The 19,611-nt window shown below is 66.5% G+C and carries 18 protein-coding genes and 3 pseudogenes; 14 read left to right on the top strand and 7 right to left on the bottom strand.

Going from position 1 to position 19,611, the window contains the following annotated elements; genetic code table 11:
- Positions 1 to 358: 358 nt before the first annotated feature.
- The 5 genes and pseudogenes from APZ21_RS19630 to APZ21_RS33120 form a co-directional block, all read left to right on the top strand.
- Complete coding sequence (locus APZ21_RS19630; protein WP_239476718.1) at positions 359 to 1,378, top strand: Gfo/Idh/MocA family oxidoreductase; 1,020 nt, start codon at positions 359 to 361, stop codon at positions 1,376 to 1,378.
- Positions 1,375 to 2,169 carry a thioesterase II family protein gene (locus APZ21_RS19625; RefSeq protein ID WP_054814781.1) on the top strand — a complete coding sequence of 265 codons (795 nt, stop codon included), beginning with the start codon at positions 1,375 to 1,377 and terminating at the stop codon, positions 2,167 to 2,169. The genes APZ21_RS19630 and APZ21_RS19625 overlap by 4 nt, the downstream gene beginning before the upstream one ends.
- 146 nt (positions 2,170 to 2,315) lie before the next feature.
- Entirely contained in the window at positions 2,316 to 2,498 is a 183-nt protein-coding gene (locus APZ21_RS35675; protein WP_239476717.1) for a hypothetical protein, read from the top strand.
- 16 nt (positions 2,499 to 2,514) lie between these two features.
- A pseudogene (locus APZ21_RS36385) lies at positions 2,515 to 2,670 on the top strand (enoyl-CoA hydratase-related protein); the annotation flags it as partial.
- 61 nt (positions 2,671 to 2,731) lie between these two features.
- A pseudogene (locus tag APZ21_RS33120) lies at positions 2,732 to 3,309 on the top strand (3-hydroxyacyl-CoA dehydrogenase NAD-binding domain-containing protein); the annotation flags it as partial.
- Between the two features lie 72 nt (positions 3,310 to 3,381).
- Here APZ21_RS33120 and APZ21_RS19605 read toward each other — a convergent pair.
- Positions 3,382 to 4,311, bottom strand: coding sequence for a tetratricopeptide repeat protein (locus APZ21_RS19605; RefSeq protein WP_054814778.1), 930 nt, complete (start codon positions 4,309 to 4,311; stop codon positions 3,382 to 3,384).
- 494 nt (positions 4,312 to 4,805) lie between these two features.
- Here APZ21_RS19605 and APZ21_RS19600 point away from each other — a divergent pair, with 494 nt between their 5' ends.
- The 6 genes from APZ21_RS19600 (at position 4,806) to APZ21_RS19575 (ending at position 9,696) form a co-directional block, all read left to right on the top strand.
- A complete protein-coding gene (locus APZ21_RS19600) occupies positions 4,806 to 5,720 on the top strand; it encodes an AraC family transcriptional regulator (RefSeq protein ID WP_156371200.1) in 915 nt (304 codons plus the stop codon).
- Positions 5,721 to 5,846: 126 nt separating this feature from the next.
- On the top strand, positions 5,847 to 6,227 hold the full coding sequence (locus tag APZ21_RS19595; RefSeq protein WP_162240360.1) for a peptidase inhibitor family I36 protein: 381 nt from the start codon (positions 5,847 to 5,849) through the stop codon (positions 6,225 to 6,227).
- A gap of 272 nt (positions 6,228 to 6,499) precedes the next feature.
- On the top strand, positions 6,500 to 6,871 hold the full coding sequence (locus APZ21_RS19590; protein ID WP_156371199.1) for a hypothetical protein: 372 nt from the start codon (positions 6,500 to 6,502) through the stop codon (positions 6,869 to 6,871).
- A gap of 621 nt (positions 6,872 to 7,492) precedes the next feature.
- Positions 7,493 to 7,927, top strand: a complete 435-nt coding sequence (locus APZ21_RS19585; RefSeq protein ID WP_054814774.1) for an ester cyclase — start codon at positions 7,493 to 7,495, stop codon at positions 7,925 to 7,927.
- Positions 7,928 to 8,086: 159 nt separating this feature from the next.
- Entirely contained in the window at positions 8,087 to 8,359 is a 273-nt protein-coding gene (locus APZ21_RS34180) for a hypothetical protein (RefSeq protein ID WP_156371198.1), read from the top strand.
- Between the two features lie 338 nt (positions 8,360 to 8,697).
- Positions 8,698 to 9,696 carry a FecCD family ABC transporter permease gene (locus APZ21_RS19575; RefSeq protein WP_082393276.1) on the top strand — a complete coding sequence of 333 codons (999 nt, stop codon included), beginning with the start codon at positions 8,698 to 8,700 and terminating at the stop codon, positions 9,694 to 9,696.
- A 390-nt stretch (positions 9,697 to 10,086) separates the two neighbouring features.
- On the opposite strand, the gene APZ21_RS19570 is transcribed toward APZ21_RS19575, so the two are convergent.
- Positions 10,087 to 11,307: a cytochrome P450 gene (locus tag APZ21_RS19570; protein ID WP_054814772.1), complete on the bottom strand. Its 1,221-nt coding sequence runs from the start codon at positions 11,305 to 11,307 to the stop codon at positions 10,087 to 10,089.
- A 188-nt stretch (positions 11,308 to 11,495) separates the two neighbouring features.
- Between APZ21_RS19570 and APZ21_RS19565 the strand changes: the two genes are divergently transcribed.
- A complete protein-coding gene (locus tag APZ21_RS19565; protein WP_054814820.1) occupies positions 11,496 to 12,041 on the top strand; it encodes a TetR/AcrR family transcriptional regulator in 546 nt (181 codons plus the stop codon).
- A gap of 232 nt (positions 12,042 to 12,273) precedes the next feature.
- On the opposite strand, the gene APZ21_RS19560 is transcribed toward APZ21_RS19565, so the two are convergent.
- From APZ21_RS19560 to APZ21_RS19550, 3 genes are all read right to left on the bottom strand, one after another.
- Entirely contained in the window at positions 12,274 to 13,335 is a 1,062-nt protein-coding gene (locus tag APZ21_RS19560) for a lipocalin-like domain-containing protein (RefSeq protein ID WP_054814771.1), read from the bottom strand.
- Positions 13,336 to 13,365: 30 nt separating this feature from the next.
- Positions 13,366 to 14,643, bottom strand: a complete 1,278-nt coding sequence (locus APZ21_RS19555; protein WP_054814819.1) for an oxygenase MpaB family protein — start codon at positions 14,641 to 14,643, stop codon at positions 13,366 to 13,368.
- A gap of 167 nt (positions 14,644 to 14,810) precedes the next feature.
- Positions 14,811 to 16,640: a multicopper oxidase family protein gene (locus APZ21_RS19550; RefSeq protein WP_054814770.1), complete on the bottom strand. Its 1,830-nt coding sequence runs from the start codon at positions 16,638 to 16,640 to the stop codon at positions 14,811 to 14,813.
- A gap of 462 nt (positions 16,641 to 17,102) precedes the next feature.
- Here APZ21_RS19550 and APZ21_RS19540 point away from each other — a divergent pair, with 462 nt between their 5' ends.
- Complete coding sequence (locus APZ21_RS19540) at positions 17,103 to 17,645, top strand: TetR/AcrR family transcriptional regulator (RefSeq protein WP_054814768.1); 543 nt, start codon at positions 17,103 to 17,105, stop codon at positions 17,643 to 17,645.
- Between the two features lie 79 nt (positions 17,646 to 17,724).
- Here the strand turns inward: APZ21_RS19540 and APZ21_RS19535 are convergent, their stop codons facing one another.
- Positions 17,725 to 18,048 carry a rhodanese-like domain-containing protein gene (locus tag APZ21_RS19535; RefSeq protein ID WP_054814767.1) on the bottom strand — a complete coding sequence of 108 codons (324 nt, stop codon included), beginning with the start codon at positions 18,046 to 18,048 and terminating at the stop codon, positions 17,725 to 17,727.
- An 86-nt stretch (positions 18,049 to 18,134) separates the two neighbouring features.
- Between APZ21_RS19535 and APZ21_RS19530 the strand changes: the two genes are divergently transcribed.
- Positions 18,135 to 18,638: a MarR family winged helix-turn-helix transcriptional regulator gene (locus tag APZ21_RS19530; RefSeq protein WP_156371197.1), complete on the top strand. Its 504-nt coding sequence runs from the start codon at positions 18,135 to 18,137 to the stop codon at positions 18,636 to 18,638.
- A gap of 211 nt (positions 18,639 to 18,849) precedes the next feature.
- On the opposite strand, the pseudogene APZ21_RS19525 reads toward APZ21_RS19530, so the two are convergent.
- Positions 18,850 to 19,482: pseudogene (locus tag APZ21_RS19525) on the bottom strand (MFS transporter); the annotation flags it as partial.
- Positions 19,483 to 19,611 lie beyond the last annotated feature (129 nt).

Genomic DNA, 19,611 nt, shown 5'->3' with positions numbered 1-19,611 from the left:
GGTGGCAGCTCGACGGCGCCGCACCCGATCCGGCGTCGATCGAGCAGATGTGCGCGGCCGCGCGCTTGGACCTGTTCGGGCGCAGGCCGTACTTCACCCTGTTCGCACGCGCGAGCCGCGGCGCCCGAGAGGCCGGTTTCCTACTCCGCACCCACGACAGCTACGCGCTGACCGGCGCGGTGACCGCGTGGGCGGCCACCGCGGCCACCGCGGTGCGGCCCGGCATCCATCCGCTCTGGTCGGTCCCCGAGGCGGGCGTCCTGGTGCGCGAACTTCCGCGGCGCGCGGCGGGAACCGAGCTGCTGCTCGGCGCGGACACCGCCGTCCCGCCGCGCCCGACCTACGAGGAGGGCGCGTTGTGAGCGCGGCTCCCGAACGGACGGCGGTGGTGGTCGGCGCCACGTTCGGCGCGGTGTACGCCGGTGCGCTGACCGCGCCCGAATCCGCCGTTCGACTGGTCGGCATCGTCGGGACCGGAGGACACCGGTCCCGAGCACTGGCCGAGAGCCTCGGACTTCCGCTGTACACCGACATCGACCGCGTCCCTCCGGTGGACCTGGCGGTGGTCGTGGTCCGGGCCGGAATCGTCGGGGGTCCGGGCAGTCGCATCAGCGCCCGACTGCTGGAACGCGGAATCCATGTGCTCCAGGAGCAGCCCGTGCACGCCGAGGAGATGATCGACCTGGCCAGGACGGCGGCGCGCCACGGAGTCCGATACGGTGTCAACGACTTCTACAGCGGCGTCGAGCCGGTCCGCCAATTCATCGGCGCGGCAGCCAATCTGGCGCGGATATCGCCGATCCGCTACGTTCATGCCCGTGCCGCGCTCCAGGTCGCCTTTCCCCTGTTCGGCATGCTCGCGCGCATCCTGCCCCGCTTGACTCCCGCGCGCGTCGACGTGCTGCCCGCACCGGCCGCGCCCTTCGCCTCGGTCCGGCTCACGCTCGACGACGTCGCCGTCGACCTGTTGATCGACAACCAGCTCTGCGCCGACGACCCCGACAACTATCTCCGCCTGCTCCACGAATTCACCGTCGGCACCGAGGCGGGTGAGCTCAGCCTGGCACACACGCACGGATCGACGTACTGGCGGCGGCGACGCTCTGGCGCGCCCACCGACGCACCGATCGCCCAGCGGATCGGCGAAACCTTCGACCCCACCGTCGCCGAGACCTGTCGGACGCTGTGGCCGCCTGCCGTGCGGCACGCCGTCGACACCTTTGCCACCGCACTCGGCACCTCACGAAATACTCTGTCACAGAGGCAAATTCGTGCAGCACGGCTGTGGGCCTCGGTAACCTCCGCGATGGGTCCCGCCGTTCTCATCGCACCGCCGGAAATTCCCGCGGTCACCGCCGAGGACCTGATCGGACCATGACCGTACGCATCGAACCGCTCGCCGCGCCGCGCCGCCACCCGCACATCACCGTCTTCGTCTTCCCGCACGCGGGCGGCACGCCGCGCTTCTTCACACCGCTGACCCGGACGCTGTCGCCGGAATTCACCCTCGTCGGCATCACCTACCCGGGTCGCGACGCACTCGTCGGCAGCGCAGCACCCGCCGACCTGCCCGACCTCGCGCGCGACTGCGCCGAGGCCATCGAACCGGCGGCACGATTCGGGCCCATCGTCCTGCTCGGCCATTCGATGGGCGGCTATGTGGCCTTCGAGGCCGCGCGGGCGCTCGAGCGGGCCGGTCCGCGGCCGGACTGCCTGATCGTCAGCGGCGCCGACGCACCGTCGATCGGCGCGCCCGGCGACTGGCACTCGGCCCCGGACGCCGAACTCGCGGACCATATCGCCGAGTTGGACCCGCGCACGCGTGCGGCGCTGGCCGAGCCGACACTTGCGCGGCTCGTCCTGCCCACCCTTCGATCCGACTACCGCCTGGTCGAGACCTATCGGGCCGCGCCCACCGACACCGTCGCCTGTCCCGTCGCCGTCATCCGCGGCGCCGACGACCCCGAGGTGTCCGAACGCGGCGCCACCGCCTGGAAACAGCACGCGCGCTCCGGCTTCCAGCTACGGACCCACAGCGGCGGACATTTCACCTTCGTGACCGACCCGACCATGTTCGAGACCGGCTTGCGCGCCGCCCTCCGCGCGACCGGCGGCCCGTCCGATGACACCGGCCCCACCGCGCCGACAAGGAATCCCCTGGTCTATTAGGTGACCCTAAGTATAGGGTGGGCGGCATGGGCGAACAGGTGGCTTTGGGCGAAGTCCAGGAGACACTGCTGATCCCGCTGTACGGTCGGGCTCGTGACGCGGCGTAACCGGCCGGCATCCTCCAGGATCGTCGAGCGATCGAACTGGTGGACGCGATCGACTACGACTTCGGGAAGTTCCGCAGGCCGACGCTCGCGGGCGCGGTGCTGCGCGCATCGATGTTCGACGAGTACGTGCGCGGATTCCTGCGCAAGCATCCCGACGGCACCGTGGTGGATCTGGGATGCGGGCTGTCGACGCGCTTCGACCGCCTCGACAACCGGCGATGAGAAGAGGATCGCCGACATGCTCGACTTCACCAAGGACTGCATCCGCCGGATCGAGACGCTCGGCAAGCCGGTGGTCGCCGCGATCAACGGCACCGCGCTCGGCGGCGGCTTCGAGATCGCGCTCGCGACGCACTACCGTGTACTGCTCGACGGCAAGGACACCGTCGTCGGCCTGCCCGAGGTCTCGCTCGGCCTCCTGCCCGGCGCAGGCGGCGCGATCGACCGCGATCGACAAGGCGGTCGCCAAGGGCAAGATCACCGAGGCCAAGCGCGACGAGGTCCTGGCCCGCATCTATCCTACCGTCGACGCCGCCGACGCCAAGGGCTGCGATTTCGTCATCGAGGCGGTATTCGAGAGTCCCGAACTCAAGAAGCAGGTCTTCGCCGAAATCGAGGACTACGTCGACAACGACGCGCTCCTCGGCTCGAACACCTCGACGCTGCCGATCACTGGCCTGGCGTAGCCGAGCTGTACACCAAGGACGACCACGGCATCTCCTTCATCGACATGCAGGAACGGATGTTGTTCGCCGAGTCGATCGACACCATGCGCTGCTTCGACGAAGGTGTGCTGCGATCGGTGGCGGAAGCGAACATCGGCGCGATCCTCGGCATCGGTTTCCCCGCCTGGACCGGCGGTGTCGTCCAGTACATCAACCAATACGAGGGCGGCCTCGCCGGATTCGTGGCACGTGCCGATGAACTGCGCGCCAAGTACGGCGACCGATTCGAAGTACCGGAATCTCTCCGTCAGAAGGCCCAGGCCGGCGAAACCCTGAGCTATCGAAAACAGAAGCGAACATTGCGATGACTGGTCACTCCCCCACCTTCTTCGCGAGCCGGCAGCGGTGAAGTTCGCCTTCATTGCCGAATGTGGAGAGGTCTACTCGGTATTGATCGGGCGGCCGCAGCATTTCTTGTATTTGGCGGCGGAGCCGCACCAGCATGGTGAGTTTCGTGGGGGTGGCCAGTTGATGGTGTTGCCTTCTTCGATGATCTCGTGCATGCAGGCCATGCGTGTTTCGGAGTCGCGGGGGTCGGTGCCGGTGCGGGTGGTGTATTCGAGGAGTTTGGCGACTGTCAGCGGCACCATGGTGATGTGGGCGATGCCGGAGTCGGTCAGTTCGCGGTTGGCTTTGTCGCGGTCGGTGGCAAAGGTGTCGAAGTCGGTGTGTTCGATCAGTCCTGGCCAGTTCTGGTGCGCATTCGAGAACTGGTCACGAGGCCAGAACAGGATCCGTGCGTGGCGTGGTGCCGTGAGCGGCGACGTCGAGGCGTGGGCGATGTCGCCGATTTGTTCGGCGAGGCTCTGGGCGGTTTCGTCGAGCTGGTCGGGGGGCATGCCGAGTGCTCGGCGGATGCGTCGCCGTCCTGCGAGGACGTTGTTGGCGTAGGACAGGAATCCGAATTCGGTGCCGGTCTCGGCCATGTCTTCGTCGGTCAGTCGGGAGACGGCCATGTTGAACCAGGTCAGCGCCTGTTGGTGGTCACCGCGTTCTTCCAGCAGTTCGGCGGCCATGTGATAAGGCACCGGCGACTCGGTTCTGTTGTGCCGCAATGTATCGAGTTCAGTGCGGGCGTCGGTGTCACGCCCGAGATCGAACAGTACCTCCGCCAACGCCACGCGGGCGTTGCCGCCGTCCTCGCCGCCGGTACGAATGGCCTCGGTCAGCAGCTCGATGGCGCGGGCGTGGTTTCCGGCTCGATGCCGATATTGGGCCGCCTCGAGCAGGATCTCGCCGCGTTGGTCGGGATAGAGGTCGAGTTCGGCTTCCAGTTCCGCGGCCTGGGTCGCCTCCGGTCGTGTGCTCATCCCGGCACTGTAACTGCCGCGGATCGGCGGCTGCCAGGAGCCCGCCGTCGGGTGGCGGTCACCGCGTATCATGTTGTGTTGGCATGTAATACAGCTGACTTGGCGGCGACCGCTATCAGACCGCGGCCTCGATCGGCGGCGCGCGGAGCCTCGAGTTGCCCCCCTGTCGGGGGCTGTACGCGCCGGCCGGCAACATAATCCATGGGGAGAGGAAACGCGCCCGCATGAGCGTCACGACTGAACCCGGTCACGAAGCCAAGCCAGAGCGTCACAAGTCACCGGCGATGTCGATGACGACGTGTCGGAGTTCTGGTCGACCTGGTTGTCGGCGGAACTCCCGCGGAGTTTGTGTGCCCGGGGTGTACCGGCGGACAGTATCGTCGGCATCCATTGATCCAAGTCTGTTCGCGTGATGCCTGTTGCCGGGGAGGGCAGTCGTAGTGTTCGTCGAACCGTTGTCGGGGCATCGCTATTTTCGGACCGATGACCCCGACGTGGCCCGAGCGAGGATGGCCGGGCTCCTGCGTGAGCACCGGCTCGACCCGGGCGCTTCCACCATGGAAGCCAGTTGCAATATCGTCCGGTACGGCGATATCGGCTTGGTCTACAAGCATTACGGGGTTCAAGTCCGGATCCGGACCGATCCCATCGAAACGTTCCGCCTGATTCAGATACCGCTGGCCGGGTGGGTCCGGGTGCTCGACGGGAACGCCGATATCGCCTGCGACCCGGCGGTGGCCTCGGTTCCGGATCCGGATGCGCCCCTGGACATGAACTGGCACGAAAGCAGCAGGCAACTGCTGGTCCGATTCGACCGTGCCGCGTTGGACGACCATTTGCGGCGGATGCTGGGCCGGCCGCCGGATCGTCCGCTGCGGATGGCCATCGCCATGCGGTTGCGGTCACCGGCCGCCCGGACCTGGTTCGAATCGCTGCGCATGTTGAAGACCGATGCCGAAGGTCCTGGCCTGTTTCTGGATCCGCGGCTGCGGCCGCAGGTCGAGCAGTTGATGATGTCGCAATTCCTGCTGGCGCAGCCGAACAGCTGCTCGGAACTCCTGCTCGATGATGCCCCGGGAAAGTCGACGCCACGACCAATCCGTCTGGCCGAGCAACTCATCGTCGACCACGCGCACGAAATGCTCACCGTCACCGATATCGCGGAGGTGGTGGGACTTTCGGTGCGGAGTCTCCAGGAGGGCTTCCGGCGATACCTCGACACCACACCCACGGCGCGATTGCGTGAAGCCCGGCTGGTGGGCGTGCACACCGCGCTGGTCGCCGCGGACCCCACTATGACCACGGTCGCCGCGGTGGCCGCGGACTGGGGGTTCTGGCATCTGGGCCGTTTCTCGGACGTGTACCGGCGGCGATGGGGTGTGTCGCCGTCGGTGACGCTGCGCGCCTGACGCACCGCGCGGCCCGGACAGAACTCGCGCGAGGTGGATAGTCGTGGACGGTCCGTTCCGCCCATCATGAGTGCGGCGGATTCCTGCCCGCCGATACTCGATCCCACCGGCCTCGAAGGGTCAATCATGTTGTCACTCAGACTGTTCAGCCGTCTCGCCGTCGCGGCGGCGGCCGCCATCGCGGTCGCCGGGTACGGCGCGGCCCTCGCGCCCGCGCCGGCGTCGGCGACCTACGACTGCCCGGGCGGACTGTTCTGCGGCTACGACCACCGCGACGGCACCGGAATGTTCGTGCAGGTCGACAACAACTGCCTGCTGCACGACATCGGCAACGAAGGAATAGGAGACCGTCTCAGCTCGTACTGGAATCGCACCGGAAAGACGGTCGGCGTCTACAACTGGACCGGTCAGGAGTGGCAACTGCTCGTCTCGGTCCCCGACAACAGCAGGGGCAATGTGCCCACCGACGGTGACAACAAGGCCGACGCCCTGTGGGTCTGTGGCTGAGGCTCGCACCACTCGGCAGACCCTCCCGGCACACCGCCGGGAGGGCTGGTCGCACGAAGGAGAATCCTTTGTCACACAGAGTGATTCGGCGCATTGCGGGCGTGTTGTCGGCGGTCGCGGCGATCATGCCCCCCCAGACCGGCACCGGCCTAGCGTCGCCTGCGCACACCGGTGTTCCCCACTGTTCGTTCCAGCCGGACGGATTGATCTCGACCCGGTGGCAGCTGCTCGCACAACACTACATCTCGATAGGGTGCCCGATCACCGGAGAGATGGTTCCCGAACACATTCCGCCGGGATTCCCACCGGGGATGGGCGAGGATCTGCGCGCGCAGAGCAGACATCAGCTGTTCGAGCACGGCGACATCGTCTGGTCACCGCACCAAGGCGGCGAGATGACCGTCGCGGCGGTCGCCACCGACGACGGCAACATCTACGTCGAGTGGGGCCCGACGACGCCGTACTCCTACGACCGCTTCATCGTCAGCGTGGACGGCAGCCAGAACAACACGCCGGGCGGCCGGAGCGGCAAGACCGTGCGCTCACCCGGGCGCGGCACCCACCTGGTGGTTGTCGAAGGCTGTGACGGCCACTCGACGTGCCGGCAGGGCTGGACGGTGCCCGCGCAGGTCCGGGTGCCATGAGCGAAGACAGCGCGCAATGCCGTCATGCCGGAGCCAGCTCGCACACTCTACCAAGCCGGCTCGAAAATGCTTATCCGACAACGTGAATCGACACGTCCCGAGCGTGTCGCATCCCGATGTGGGGGCGGAGGCTGCGAGGATGCCTCTCAGCGCATCGTCGATTTACCTGCACAAGTGAACACGCATCGCACTCGGACGGTCCCAGCGGTAGTCGCAGTCCCGGACCGAGCACAGGGATCTCGGCCAACGCTCGGGCGGCCAAGACCGTTTACCCAGAGCCTCGTGCAATTGTCACCGGCGACGGAGCCGCCATCGGCCGGACCGTGCGGCGTGCCTGCGCCCGCACACCGTCGGCTCTTACTTCGCGCGGGAAAAAGGCGCACAATGGGACCGTATACCGGCTTCAAGGTTCGTGACCGGCGGGTGCTCGATGCCCGCCGACGAACATACGGACGGGCATCCTCGTGATAGCAGCGTCCCGTACCGGGCTGTGGCGCCTGGATCCACCGTCGACATCGCGGCCCGAGCGCATCCCACACGAACGCCGGGCGCCGCGAACGCTGCGCGTAGCGACTACGAGCCGCCTTCGCCGGTTCGGCGCCACCATAAGGTAGGAAATCAATGTCAGAGCAGAACAAGGCCGCGTCCGCGCGCGTCTTCGACGCGTGGAACAGCCGAGACTTCGATGTATTCGCCGAGGTGATCGCTGCCGACGCTATCGACCACGACCCGCAGAACCCATTCGCCGACATCCACGGCCCCGAGGGCCTCGAGAAGCTGGCGCGTATGTATCTCGCCGCGTTCTCGGATCAACGGTTCCTGATCAACGAACAGATCGCCGAAGGCGATTTCGTCACCACCCGATGGACGGCGACAGGAACCAACGACGGCGAGATGATGGGCATGCCCGCCACGGGCAAACCGGCGGTAGTACAAGGAATGACGATCAATCGCCTCCGGGACGGCAAGATAGTCGAGAGCTGGGCGTGCTGGGACGCGCTCGGGATGATGCAGCAACTCGGCGTCGTCCCGTCGGCGCACTCCGCGACGACCTGACTCGAAATCCTGGCCGCCCGCCGAGGGGAATGATCGGGTTCGTCGATTTCGTGGCCACCGGCATATCGTTCGCGGCCGGTGGCCGGGCGCCGTGCCTCCGCGGAAGGGCAGCCGCACCGGCGTGCGGCGATACGGCTGCCCTGGTCAGCGGTGAGCCGAATGGCTCACGAGATGCTCACTCTGGATGCGCAGCGTGGCGGCGAGCAGTTCACCCCGGCCCGAGACCGCGGTCCGGGCGGGATCGATGCCGTTGCCCCGGCCGGTGTCCACACCGTTGGCGACACCGATGCGCCGCATTCCGGCCGGCCGGCCACCGACCTCGGCGAGTTTGGCCAGGAAGGCGACGCGTTCGGCGTCGGGCTGGGGGTTTCCCCGAGCTTCCCGATGTGCCAGCGGGCCAGCTGCCGCGCGGCGCGGCTGTTGATCGAGTGACGTCGAGCAGCTGATCCTCGCGGGCGCGAGCGTCGCCTGCGAACAGACCGGGCGACGAGTCTCGTCGCCCGGCCGCCCCTGGCGACCATTCGGCGAGATCGGATCCGGCGAAACCGGCCATCCCCCCGAGGGTCGATTCCCGAGTGCCACAGCGCTTCACCTGCCGTCGCCGTCCGACAACCCCGGCCGCGCGACCCGCTTCGGTGACGGGCGCGACGATCCCGCGCCGCCGCTTGGCCATCCTCATTATGCAAATGGCAATCATTTTCAGTAATATGTCTTCGACGCCGACCCACCCGACACGCAGATGAGGAAGCCGAAGATGTCCATTCGGCGGGCTGAGCGCGATCCTCGTCGTCACGATCGTCGTCGCGACGGGACTGGGTCCGGTGTCGGTCCCCCCGCTGACCGTCACCGAAATCGTGTCCCACCACGTGTTCGGGTGGCCGGGCGTCGTCGACTGGACCCGCGCGCACGACTCGATCGTGTGGCAGGTGCGCACCCCGAGGGTGCTGCTCGGAGTATGCGTCGGCGCGGCACTCGCGGTCGGCGGCGCGGTGTTGCAGACGATCATCCGCAACGCACTGGCCGACCCGCACATCCTCGGCGTCACCTCGGGCGCGTCCACCGGGGCCGCGGTCTGCCTGCTGTTCGGTTCGACCACCGCCGCCTCCGCGGCGGCCCTCACCTCGAGCGCCTTCCTCGGCGCGATGGTCGCCACCGTCCTGTTGTTCCTCGTCGCCAGGATCAACGGGCAGATGACCTCCCTGCGGCTGCTGCTCGGCGGTGTCACGATCGCCTACATATTCTCCGCGGCGACCAGCTTCCTCATCTTCGCCTCGGACTCGCCCGAGGGCGCCCGCGCGGTCCTGTTCTGGCTGCTGGGCTCGCTGGGGTCGGCGGCATGGTCCTCCGTGGGCATCACCGGCGTGGTGGTCCTGGTCTTCCTCGCGGCCCTGTTCGCCATGGGCACCCGGTTCGACGCACTGGCCGTCGGCGACGACACCGCGCGAACGCTGGGATTCTCACCCGTCCGACTGCGTGTCTGCGCTCTCGGTAGCGTCGCGCTCGGCGTAGGCGCCGTGGTGGCGGTCTCGGGCGCGATCGGATTCGTGGGCTTGGTCATCCCGCACATCGCACGGCTGTGCGTCGGTGCCACCCACCGCGCCCTCATCCCCGTCTCGGCGCTGATCGGCGCGATATTCCTGGTCGCCGCCGACGTCGTCGCCCGAATGGCTTTCGCCCCGCGCGAACTGCCGCTCGGCATCGTGACCGCGGTCGTCGGCGCCCCGCTACTGCTCGTGCTCATCAGACGCATGCGCGCAACTCCAACGTAACCCTCTGTCCAGCAAAGGAAATGGCGACAACAGTGAATACCCTCCACCTCCGCCGTCTCCGGCGGCCCGCCTTGCTGTCGGCGACCGTCGCCCTCGTCGCGGGACTCACCGCGCGATCCCGAGGTCGTCATCCTGCTCACCCAGGGCGATCAGACTCCCGAGTCGGCTCGCCAGGCACTGCGCTCGCGCCCCGAACTAGCCGGAGTCGAAGCCATCCGCGCCGACCGCATCATCGCCGTTCCGTTCGGCTACACCGGCCCCGGACCGGTCGCCGTCGAGGGTCTCGAAGTGCTGGCGGACAAACCGAGCAGGTGTCCGCGCGCGCGGCCGTCGATGGCGTCACACGGGCCGACAGTGTGAGGCACCCGGGCGCGCTTGCCGTCCGGCCGATCATCCGATGTTCAGGTGCAGATGCTCCAGGCGTCTGACCAGCAGGCTCGGCAACCACCGCCCCGCGTCATCGGCACGGAAGGTGGCGGTTCGATCCAGCAGACCGCCGATCGCGATCCGGGCTTCGAGCCGCGCCAGAGCGGCGCCGACGCAGAAGTGCGATCCTCGGCCGAAACTCACGTGGTCCTTCGCCGCTACCCGGTCGAGCCGGAATTCGGCGGGGTCGTCGAAGTGCGCGGGATCTCGGTTGGCCGCACCCCACAACAAGAACAGCCGCGAGCCTTTCCGCAGCCGCACCCCGCACAGTTCGGTGTCACCGACGACGTGCCGGTAGTGGCCTCGGAAAGGTGGTTCGTAACGCAGCACCTCCTCGAGGAAGGGGCTCAGGAGTTCGGGGTGTTCACGAAGTCGTCGCTGAATGTCGAGGTCAGTCGCGAGTATCCGGGCCGCGGTGCCGATCAGCGAGGCCGTCGATTCCCCACCGGCACCGAACAGGGTGATCATCATGACCAGCGCCGCGGTGTCGTCGAGTTCGCCGCGGGCGCTCGCTCCGGCGAGGTCACCGAGGAGACCCTCGCGCGAACCGATCGACGCCTGTCGGAATTGGTCGGCGATGTAGGCAGCGAGTTCCAGCGTTGCGACACCCGCGTCCCGCATCTGCTCCTCGGAGACCAACCCCTCGACCACCTGCGTCGCCGAATATCCCCAGCGGATCAGTGTGTCGACGTCGCCGTCGGGCACACCGACGATCCCCGCGACGATCGTCATCGGCAGTTTGTTCGCCATCGCGGCCATCCACTCGATCCCGCCGCCATCGAGGGCGAGGTCCCACAGCCGCTCGAAGGTCTCGGCGATGAACGGTTCACAGGCCAGAACGCGTTTGGCGGCCAGGTGCGGAAGCAGCGCTTTGCGGTGCACCCCGTGAGTCGGCTCGTCCGCGGTTGCCAATGCCTGCGTGGGACCGCCGAGCTCACCCATCGGGAACGCGGTGACCGTGCCCGCGGGCCCGTACATCATTGTCGCGGTCAGATTGGAGGAGAAGTCGGCGCAGCGGGTGACCGCTTCGTTCACCGCCTCCCAACTGCTCACGGCATAGAAATCGGAATCTCCGATCCTGTGCACCGGACCTGTCCGGTGCATCCGCTCGTAGAGCGGGTACGGATCCTGGATGTTGTCGTCCTCGAACAGCGCGAGGCCGAGGCCACCATCGAGCGAAGTCATCGCTCCACCGTGGCCGGACGCCGAAACCACGTCAATGACCTGCGCCAAAGCTGCGACCGGTGGATCGTGCGCCACCACACAGCCGTCTCACCGAGACTCGGTCCACCTGCGAGAATGGTGAAACGTTCCGAGTACGGCGTCTCAGATTCGAGAAGTCACGCGGAAACGACTCACGGACGGAGATGGCGATGGTTCGCGATGACTGGGTGGTCGGAGACAGTCGACGGGTGGCGGCGGCCGAGCGCATCCACGCGGCAGCCACCGACCTCATCCTCACGCACGGATTGGACGCCTTCGACATCGAAACACTCGCCCGCGCGGTGCACTGCTCGAGAGCCACCATCTACCGCTACGCCGGTGGCAAAGCCCAGATCCGCGACGCCGTCCTCATGCGCCTGGCCTCCGACATCGTCGACACCGTCCGAGAGGCCGTCGACGGACTCAGCGGCGCCGAACGAGTCGTCACCGCCATCAGCGTGGCCCTGGAACAGATCAGGTCCAACCCGCTCCATCCGACGATGCCCAACTCACGCGCAATGGACCTCGACCGGATGCACACCTCACCGCTACTCAGCGGTCTGGCGGCGGAGCTCACCGGAATCACCGATCACGACCCCGACGCGGCGCAGTGGATCGTCCGCGTCGTCTTGTCCTTCGCCCAATGGCCGCTACCGGACAACGACATCGAACAACATATGATCCGCAACTACGTCGCACCAGCATTCACCCCGTGAACCGACTGTCCAACCCGGTCCACGACTCGCTTCCGCGGTCTGTACATCCGGTTGGGGGATCAGTCGGCCTTGCACACCCCGGATCAACGGGCGGGGCACTTCGACCTCGTCGGGATCGCTGTCATGAGAGAGATGGCGGCGCACCGTATCCGAAGGGACAGCGTCTCGTGTGCGCAGTGCCATCGCCTCCAATGATCAAAGGGCATTGGCGAACTCAACCGAATCTGGTCGATTATTTGAGCGCGACCAGTTCGTGCAGGGTGGTGCCGGTAAGGGTCTGCGGTCGCCCGCTACCGCGGACCGTCAGCTCGAAGGCGGACTGGAAGCGGAAGTAGGCGGGATGTCCGATCACGCGCTGCGCCAATGGTTTCACAAAGCGCGTGCGGACGATCGGAAAGTCATCGAGAAGATCGTGTGCGTGAATGACCGATTCGACGTCCAACCGCAGATCGAGTTGATCGGGTACGTGCAGTTGGATCCATTCCGGATATTCGCGTCCCGCGACCGCGTCGTAGCGTTTGGGTCCCTCGGTCAGCACCGTTTCGCCCGTCGACAGCACCACCTCGCCGCCACGACCCAGCATGAGCGGAGCGATTTCGTGAGCGCCGCGCTGCTGCTGAGTCAGCACATGGGCGAACAACAGGGAGTACTCGTCGTCGTAGAGCCGTCCCCAATGCCAGCGGTCGATGATCTTCTTCATGTCGCCGACGCCCCAGTTGTGGTCGGCGTATCCGCGTCCGGTCGCGTCGATGACGGTGCCGTCGATTCGGACCGTGCCACTCACACGGGCCCGGGGCGCCCCGACTACCCAGCCGAAGGAGTTGCGCGCGTCGAAGCGGGTCTCGCCCTTGCCCGGCATCCAGCTCGGCGTCTCGTTGTGGAAGGTGAGGTCGAATTCGAGTCCGGCCTCCGCCAGGTGCACATGATGGACGGGATGACCCGTGCCGGGAAACTCGGTGCGGGCGTGGTTGTCCCCGATGCGGACGTCGAAGGTGTCGGTGGCGAAGGAGGCGGCTGAACGCGGGTATTTCTTCGATGCCTGCCGCCGGGTCCCGTCCGGAAAATAGACGATCATCTCCACCCATGGCCTCGCGCCGGGCAGATCCTCGGGCCTGCGCTTGGTCAGGAATCCGACCACCACGTGTCCCGTGTCGAGCCGGGCATCGAAATACCAGTGTTCGAAGGCCAGCTTGCTGGTGGACGGGTGCAGTGCGTTGTGACGTGGCTGCACCTCTGTGAGCGTGGCATCGCGACGGCCGGGGCCGTTCCACGCTTCGACGATCCGGGTTGTCATGAGAGTCCTTCGTTTCGTAGGTGAACCGGTTCAGCGCCGCAGGGCGCCACTGGCATCGAATTCCGCTTCACGGCCGATCATTTGAGCGCGATACCAGTTCTCCCGGTGCCGGACCATGACCCTTTCCTGAAGTCGTGCGAAGGGCGGGAAGGCGCGCCGTGCCAGTTCCATCGCGGTGATGAGCGGAAAGCGGGCCACCGGAATGAGCAGCCACGGAAAGGCCGGCGGCATCCGGTATTTGCGCCGGGTCGCCGGTGCCATGTACATCGCCGAGTACACGGAGTTGATCCGGAAGTTGTACATCTCCCGCAGCCGGGTCAGACCCCGGTGACCGTCGCGCGGGGCGAACGCCGCCGGATAGGATTCGATGAGTTCGGCACCGTGCGCGCCCGCGTCGTAGGATCGCGAGGCGATCGTCATCGCCAGGACGCGCAGGGAGTCGGCCACCGACTCCGGATACCATCTCGGACGCACGCCGAGGAGGTGCCCCATATATTTCTGGAAGTGCAGCAGCGCACGGATCTCCGAGAGCGTCGTCTGATATCCCAGTGCCCACAGCCCAAGGCCCGGGGTGAGACTTCCGCCCAACAGAGTCAGCAGTTGATAGGTCTGGCTGATCGGCAGCCCCCACTTCTCGAGGTCCCACTCCGTATGCTCTGCGACTCGGGCGCGCACCGACACATGCATGACGCGAACCTTCAACGCGGTCGCGCGACCGGGCGAGCCGGGAGTCAGCAATGCCCCGGGTTGAGAGACATCCATCCAGAACCGGCAGGTTTCGAGGAATCTGCGCAGGGCGCTGTCGCCGGCGTAACCGCCTGCGAGCGACAGCGGCGTGGCGACCGCCGCTTCGGTGTACATTTCGAGAGTTTCGGCGCCCGCGAAGCTGAAAAGCATTGTGCCCCAGCGACGCCAGATTGCCGCACCCTGTTCGACCAGTTTCGGATCCACCCAATCCGGCACCGACTCGAATTCGTCGAACAACGCGCGCATCGATTCCGGCGCGTCGGGCACCGAGCCGATTCCCGTCCTCAGCGCCGTCTCCATCATCGCGCGCCCGCCCTGCGGGCCGATTTCCCCGTGCATGACCTCGGCGACGAACCGTTCGGCGACCGGGTCGCCCGCGAACAGGTCCGCACACAGCGTCCTGGCCTGCTCGTCGGTGGGAAACAGAGCGCCGCCGGTGAGCGACTTCACGATCCGCTCGAGGCGCCGGAATTTCGGTTCGTTTCGCGCCTCCCAATAACGAAAAGCCGTCGGGCAGCGCGCTGGTTCACCTACCTGCGCGAAGGGCGCTTCTACCGACATCGTTTCCTCCTGAAGTGTGAGTCGGGTGATCGAGGACATGCGCGCGCGTCCAGGAACGCGGCCGCCGCACGATCCGGGTATGCCGTGCGGCTGGTCGGGCAGGGTCTCCCGTGGCCACCGCAGGGCCGTGCCGATATCCTCGGCGGCGCGTTCCATCGGCCGCGCGCTCATTCATTCGGCACCGTCCGGTACCGCAGCATCATGTCGTGGTCCTCGTGGTCGAGCAGATGACAGTGCCAGATGTAGCCCTGCAATTCGTCGCTTTCCGCCCCGGCCCCGTGATGCCCGCCGTGCATGCCCGCGTCGTGCACGTGCGTGGTGCGGGGGAATGTGGCGTCGGGGTCGAATCCCAATTCCTCGGCGGTCGGAAACCGCACGATAATGCGCGTCACCGTGCCGCCGTCGACCCGGACGATGTCCTTCCAACCGGCCTCCCACGGCGCGGGCGGCTGTTGCGGTCCGGCGAGAAAGTCTTCCGCCGAAGGAGTCCACTTCACGCCGACCGCGGGTTGCGGATCGGCCATTTGCAGGTCGACCGTCCGCAGTGGTGTCCGTCCCAGAATACGGAAATTGACCAGGTGCAAATGAATCGGATGCGGATCGGGGGTGATATTGACGATGTTCCATTGTTCGACCGTGCCCTGGCGCGGCATCTCGATGTCAGGACTGGTGAACTTCAGATTGTTCAGCGTCATGATCGCCGGTGGATTTCGCAACGCGTAAGGTTGACTCACGCTCACATCGCGCACCACGGTCGGAGACTCCAGCGGCGGCAGCGCGGGCGGCAGACCCGGTCCGCCGCGCAACCGTTGCGGCACCGATCCGGTGAAGCCGCGCGCGCTGCCGACCCGGAATCGGCAGAACAGCGGCATCGCCACCTCCCCGAGTACGGCAGCTTGGAACGGGGGCTGTTCGTCGTTGCGCAACTCGACTGTCTCGCCGCCGGCCAATTCGGAGAAGTCGACCAGGAGATCGATTCGTTCACCCGGCGCCAGTCTCAGGTTCTGCACCGCCACCGGTGCGTCGAGCAATCCGTGATCGTTACCGATCACCCAGAACCGCATGTGATTGCCGAAGAACAGGTTCCACACGCTGTAGGAGCCTGCGTTCAGCACCCGGAACCGGTAGAGCCCGCGGGCGACATCGAATTGCGGCCACACCGCGCCGTTGACCACCCCGACATCGCCGACCGCCCCACCTTCCCACGAACCCTGGGGGACGATGACCGTCGAGCGGATGTTCTGCCGCCCGTCGGGGGTGAACAATTTCTCCTGCAACACCAATGGCACTTCGAATTCGCCCGCGGGCAACCCCAGCGGATTTCCGGTTTCACCGGTGTCGAACTCGTCGCGGAGCAGCATCATGCCTGCCAGCCCGGCATACACATTGGTGCGGGTGATGCCCATCGCGTGATCGTGATACCACAGCGCGGTCGCGGGCTGCCGGAGCGGGAATTGGTGGACCATGTCTTGTCCGGGGAAGACCAGTTGTTCGGGTCGTCCGTCACTGTCGGGCGGGGTCACCCCGCCGTGTAGGTGGAGCGAACAGGGCGGCGCGGTCCGGTAACTCTCGTCGACGCCGTGCAGGCTCGTGTCCATATCGGCCGCGAACGGGTGGGCACCGATCCGATTGTGAAATCGAATGGTCAGCGGTTCGTCGACGCGATGTTCGATGGTCGGACCGAGGTATTCCATCCCGCCGTATCCGAGGGCCGCAACCGGTTCCATGTCCCGGTGGAAACGGTGTGTCGTCGACGCGGCGACCAGGTCGAGGCCACCGCCACGCACGACCGGGGGAACCGGAAGGTCGTCGACGAACCGCCGCATGAACGGCGAATGAAAAAGCAAGGGACTCTGCACTTCCGGCGGCGGAGCGCCGAGCGCGCGGGCGGTGGTGAGGCCGTACGCCGTCGCGGCGAACGCGGTTCCGACGCCCCGGATGAAACGTCGGCGATCGATCCGTGGACGCGGCCCGCCGACGTCATCGAACGAACTCATCACGCATCCTGTCGCATGTGATCATACCCTTCGGTATAGTCAACGGTACTTCGCTGTATGGTACACAGCGGCGACCGACAGGCAAGAACGATCAGAAACGACGAACGACTACCGCGGCACCCGCCCACTCCGCACCGGACACCGGCGGCCCGTGCCTCGCCGCCGTCGCGCCGGCATACGACATCGGGCGCGACGCAACGGAATTCACCGGACCCGGCGTGACCAGCCACTTCGGCCTGCCGGACGACCCGGACGTCCAGCGTCTCAGCGTGGCCGCGCTCCGACAGCCGACCGGGCCGGTGACCTAGCATCGAAGACGTGGCACTTCCCGATCCTCCCCCCGATTCCGCCCTGAACCGGCTCCCACCACAACCGGTATCAGGCACGCCCCGTCGGTCGAAGAAGGCGGAGGCGCAGCGCAAGGGCCGCGGCCGTTCGCCTCGACTGTCGCATGACGACTGGGTGAACGCGGCACTGGAACTGCTGGCCCGCGAGGGTGTCGCGGCAATCAAGATCCCCCGATTGTGTTCCGAGCTCGGTGTCACGAAGGGCAGCTTCTACTGGCATTTCGATGATGTGGACCAACTCATGGAGGCCATGGCCGACCGGTGGACCGCCGTGCAGGGCGAGGCGATCCGCGCGCTGAGCGCCATCGACACCATCCCGGTCGAACAACGCATCGAGATGATGACCACGCTGCTGGTCGACCACAGCACATGGGTTGTCGAAGCCACCATTCGCGAGTGGGCGCGCACCGACCCCACGGTAGCCGCCGCCGTGAACGCGCTCGAGCGCAAAGTCTTCGAGACCGTCCAGCAGACAATGCTGGAGATCGGTTTCGACGAGACACAGGCTCGCCTGCGCGCCGGCGCCATGGTCTATCTCGGCATCGGCCTGATACACGGACGAAACAGCATGCCCCTCCCCACGCCCGCGGAAGCCCACGCGGTCATCGACCTGCTCATCGCGCCCGTACCGCCTCCCGACCGACAATCATCGCGGTAATCCGGCTCGGAGAAGCGGCCTTCAGCGACCGAATGACCGGAGTACATGTGCCGGCCGCCGAAGGTTCGCTCGTGACCTGTCAGTTCTCGATCGGCAGTCCGGCTTCGGTCCAATCCTGAATGCCCTCACGGTATTTACGGACATTCGTGTAACCGAGCGCCTCGAGCGCGGCGGCTACTCGTCCGCTGTTGGGGCAGGCGGGATTCGAACAGTAGGTGACGATGGCCGCGCTCTTGTCGGGGAGTATTTGGGGCGCAAGGGTTTCCACGTCGGCTTCGATCAGGTTGAGCGCGCCGGGCAGGTGCGCCTTGGCATAGTACTCGGCGCCGAGCGCGTCGACCACGGTCACCGAACCCGCCTCTAGTTCCTTCACGAGATCCTCGCGGGTGATCAATTCGGTCATGACACTTTCCTCTCGATAGGCACTTTAAGGTGCGTGCGCACGCTACTATATACGTGCGTACGCACGCAACCTGTTAGGCTGTGGCGGTGCCGAATTCCACGAACCGCTTCCATCCGGCCGTCGATGCGTGGGCCGCGCTGCTCCAGGTGCACGCCGCATTGGTGCCGGAGCTCGACGCCGAGCTACGTCGCGCCACCGGTCTGCCCCTCGGTTGGTACGACGTGCTACTCGAACTGGATCGGCCGCAACGATTGCGCATGAGCGATCTCGGGGAACGCGTGGTGCTGAGTCGAACCAGGGTGAGTCGGCTGGTCACCGAGCTCGAATCGCACGGCTTGGTCGCTCGTGAAGCGAACCCGGACGACGGACGGTCGGCATTCGTCTCCATTACCGATGCCGGGCGACGCCGGTTGCGCGAGGCCGCTCCGCACTATCTGGCAGGTATCGAACGCCGATTCGACGGGGTCGACGCGGACGAGTTGAGGACTGTCACGGCAGTGCTGCGCAGAGTGCTCCGGCCGGCCGAAAACGGCGATCCGATCCACGGATCGAAGGGAGACGCCGAATCGAATACGGCCGGCGCGACATGAACCAAGTCGTCGAGGCGATGGGCGGCAATCGGGCACGGGCCGCGTGTCCGAGGCCGCCTCGGCATGGTTCTCGCCCGAGATATCGGCGGAACCGACCTCGCCCACACCCGAACCACCAAGTCCCGCAATAAGATAGGTGGTCTTCGAGGAACACGGCACCGGGTGATGGGCTCGGCCTGGTTCCCGGCAGCGGAGGCGCACTGCCGAGCGATCACAGTGCGGCAGCGGCCTCGGGCACGGATTCCGGGGCGGTGCCGCGCATGGTCGCCGCCGTGATGGCGGCGCCTGTCAGGGCGACGACCGCGGCTCCGAGGAATGCCGCGGAGAACCCGTTGGTGAGTTCGGGTACGTCACCGATCCGGTCGGCGCCGAACGCGGTGGCAACGGCGGTCATCGCGGCCAGCCCGACGGCCGAACCGACCTGGTAGCTGACATTGACGAGGCCGGCGGCCAGGCCGCCCTCTTCCGAACGCGCCGCGGAGATGGCCGTGCCGAGCGAGGGGATGAAGGCCAATGACATTCCGCTCGCGGCGACAAGAGACGCGGGCAGCACGTCGATCCAGAAATTGCCGGTGGGCCGGACCAGCGACATGATGCCGAGGCCGAGACCGAGTACGACCAGGCCGGTGACGATCATCGGCTTGGCGCCGAAACGCTGCATCGCTCGCGGTGCGAGCACCACCATGCCGAACATGATCAGCGTGGTCATCGGCAGCAGGGCGGCACCGGACGGGAAGGCGCTGTAGCCGAGGACCTGCTGTAGGTACAGGTTCAAGAAGAACCACATCGGCACCCACGCCGCACCCAGCAGCAACTGAGCGATGTCAAGAAGACACCGAGAGGGTCCGGCGGCGGCTGCGCGGAAGGTCGGACCTGGTGAACACGGCAGAGAGGTTGCGTAGAACGGGCTCGAAGGACGGCCGACAAGGACAGTAACTGGGTATACGCTGAAATAAGCCGTTCGTAATGTGGT

The sequence above is a fragment of the Nocardia arizonensis genome (assembly GCF_001310275.1).
Taxonomy (GTDB): domain Bacteria; phylum Actinomycetota; class Actinomycetes; order Mycobacteriales; family Mycobacteriaceae; genus Nocardia; species Nocardia arizonensis.
This window is presented reverse-complemented; position numbering and strand designations above follow the sequence as displayed.

Bases quoted from the DNA above. Each gene is read 5' to 3' on its own strand.
- APZ21_RS19595 (WP_162240360.1), top strand. From the start codon at position 5,847: ATGTTGTCACTCAGACTGTTCAGCCGTCTCGCCGTCGCGGCGGCGGCC.
- APZ21_RS19565 (WP_054814820.1), top strand. From the start codon at position 11,496: ATGGTTCGCGATGACTGGGTGGTCGGAGACAGTCGACGGGTGGCGGCG.
- APZ21_RS19550 (WP_054814770.1), bottom strand. From the start codon at position 16,640: ATGAGTTCGTTCGATGACGTCGGCGGGCCGCGTCCACGGATCGATCGC.
- APZ21_RS19590 (WP_156371199.1), top strand. From the start codon at position 6,500: ATGGTTCCCGAACACATTCCGCCGGGATTCCCACCGGGGATGGGCGAG.
- APZ21_RS19535 (WP_054814767.1), bottom strand. From the start codon at position 18,048: ATGACCGAATTGATCACCCGCGAGGATCTCGTGAAGGAACTAGAGGCG.
- APZ21_RS19605 (WP_054814778.1), bottom strand. From the start codon at position 4,311: ATGAGCACACGACCGGAGGCGACCCAGGCCGCGGAACTGGAAGCCGAA.
- APZ21_RS34180 (WP_156371198.1), top strand. From the start codon at position 8,087: ATGGCTCACGAGATGCTCACTCTGGATGCGCAGCGTGGCGGCGAGCAG.
- APZ21_RS19625 (WP_054814781.1), top strand. From the start codon at position 1,375: ATGACCGTACGCATCGAACCGCTCGCCGCGCCGCGCCGCCACCCGCAC.
- APZ21_RS19555 (WP_054814819.1), bottom strand. From the start codon at position 14,643: ATGTCGGTAGAAGCGCCCTTCGCGCAGGTAGGTGAACCAGCGCGCTGC.
- APZ21_RS19560 (WP_054814771.1), bottom strand. From the start codon at position 13,335: ATGACAACCCGGATCGTCGAAGCGTGGAACGGCCCCGGCCGTCGCGAT.
- APZ21_RS19570 (WP_054814772.1), bottom strand. From the start codon at position 11,307: ATGACTTCGCTCGATGGTGGCCTCGGCCTCGCGCTGTTCGAGGACGAC.
- APZ21_RS19585 (WP_054814774.1), top strand. From the start codon at position 7,493: ATGTCAGAGCAGAACAAGGCCGCGTCCGCGCGCGTCTTCGACGCGTGG.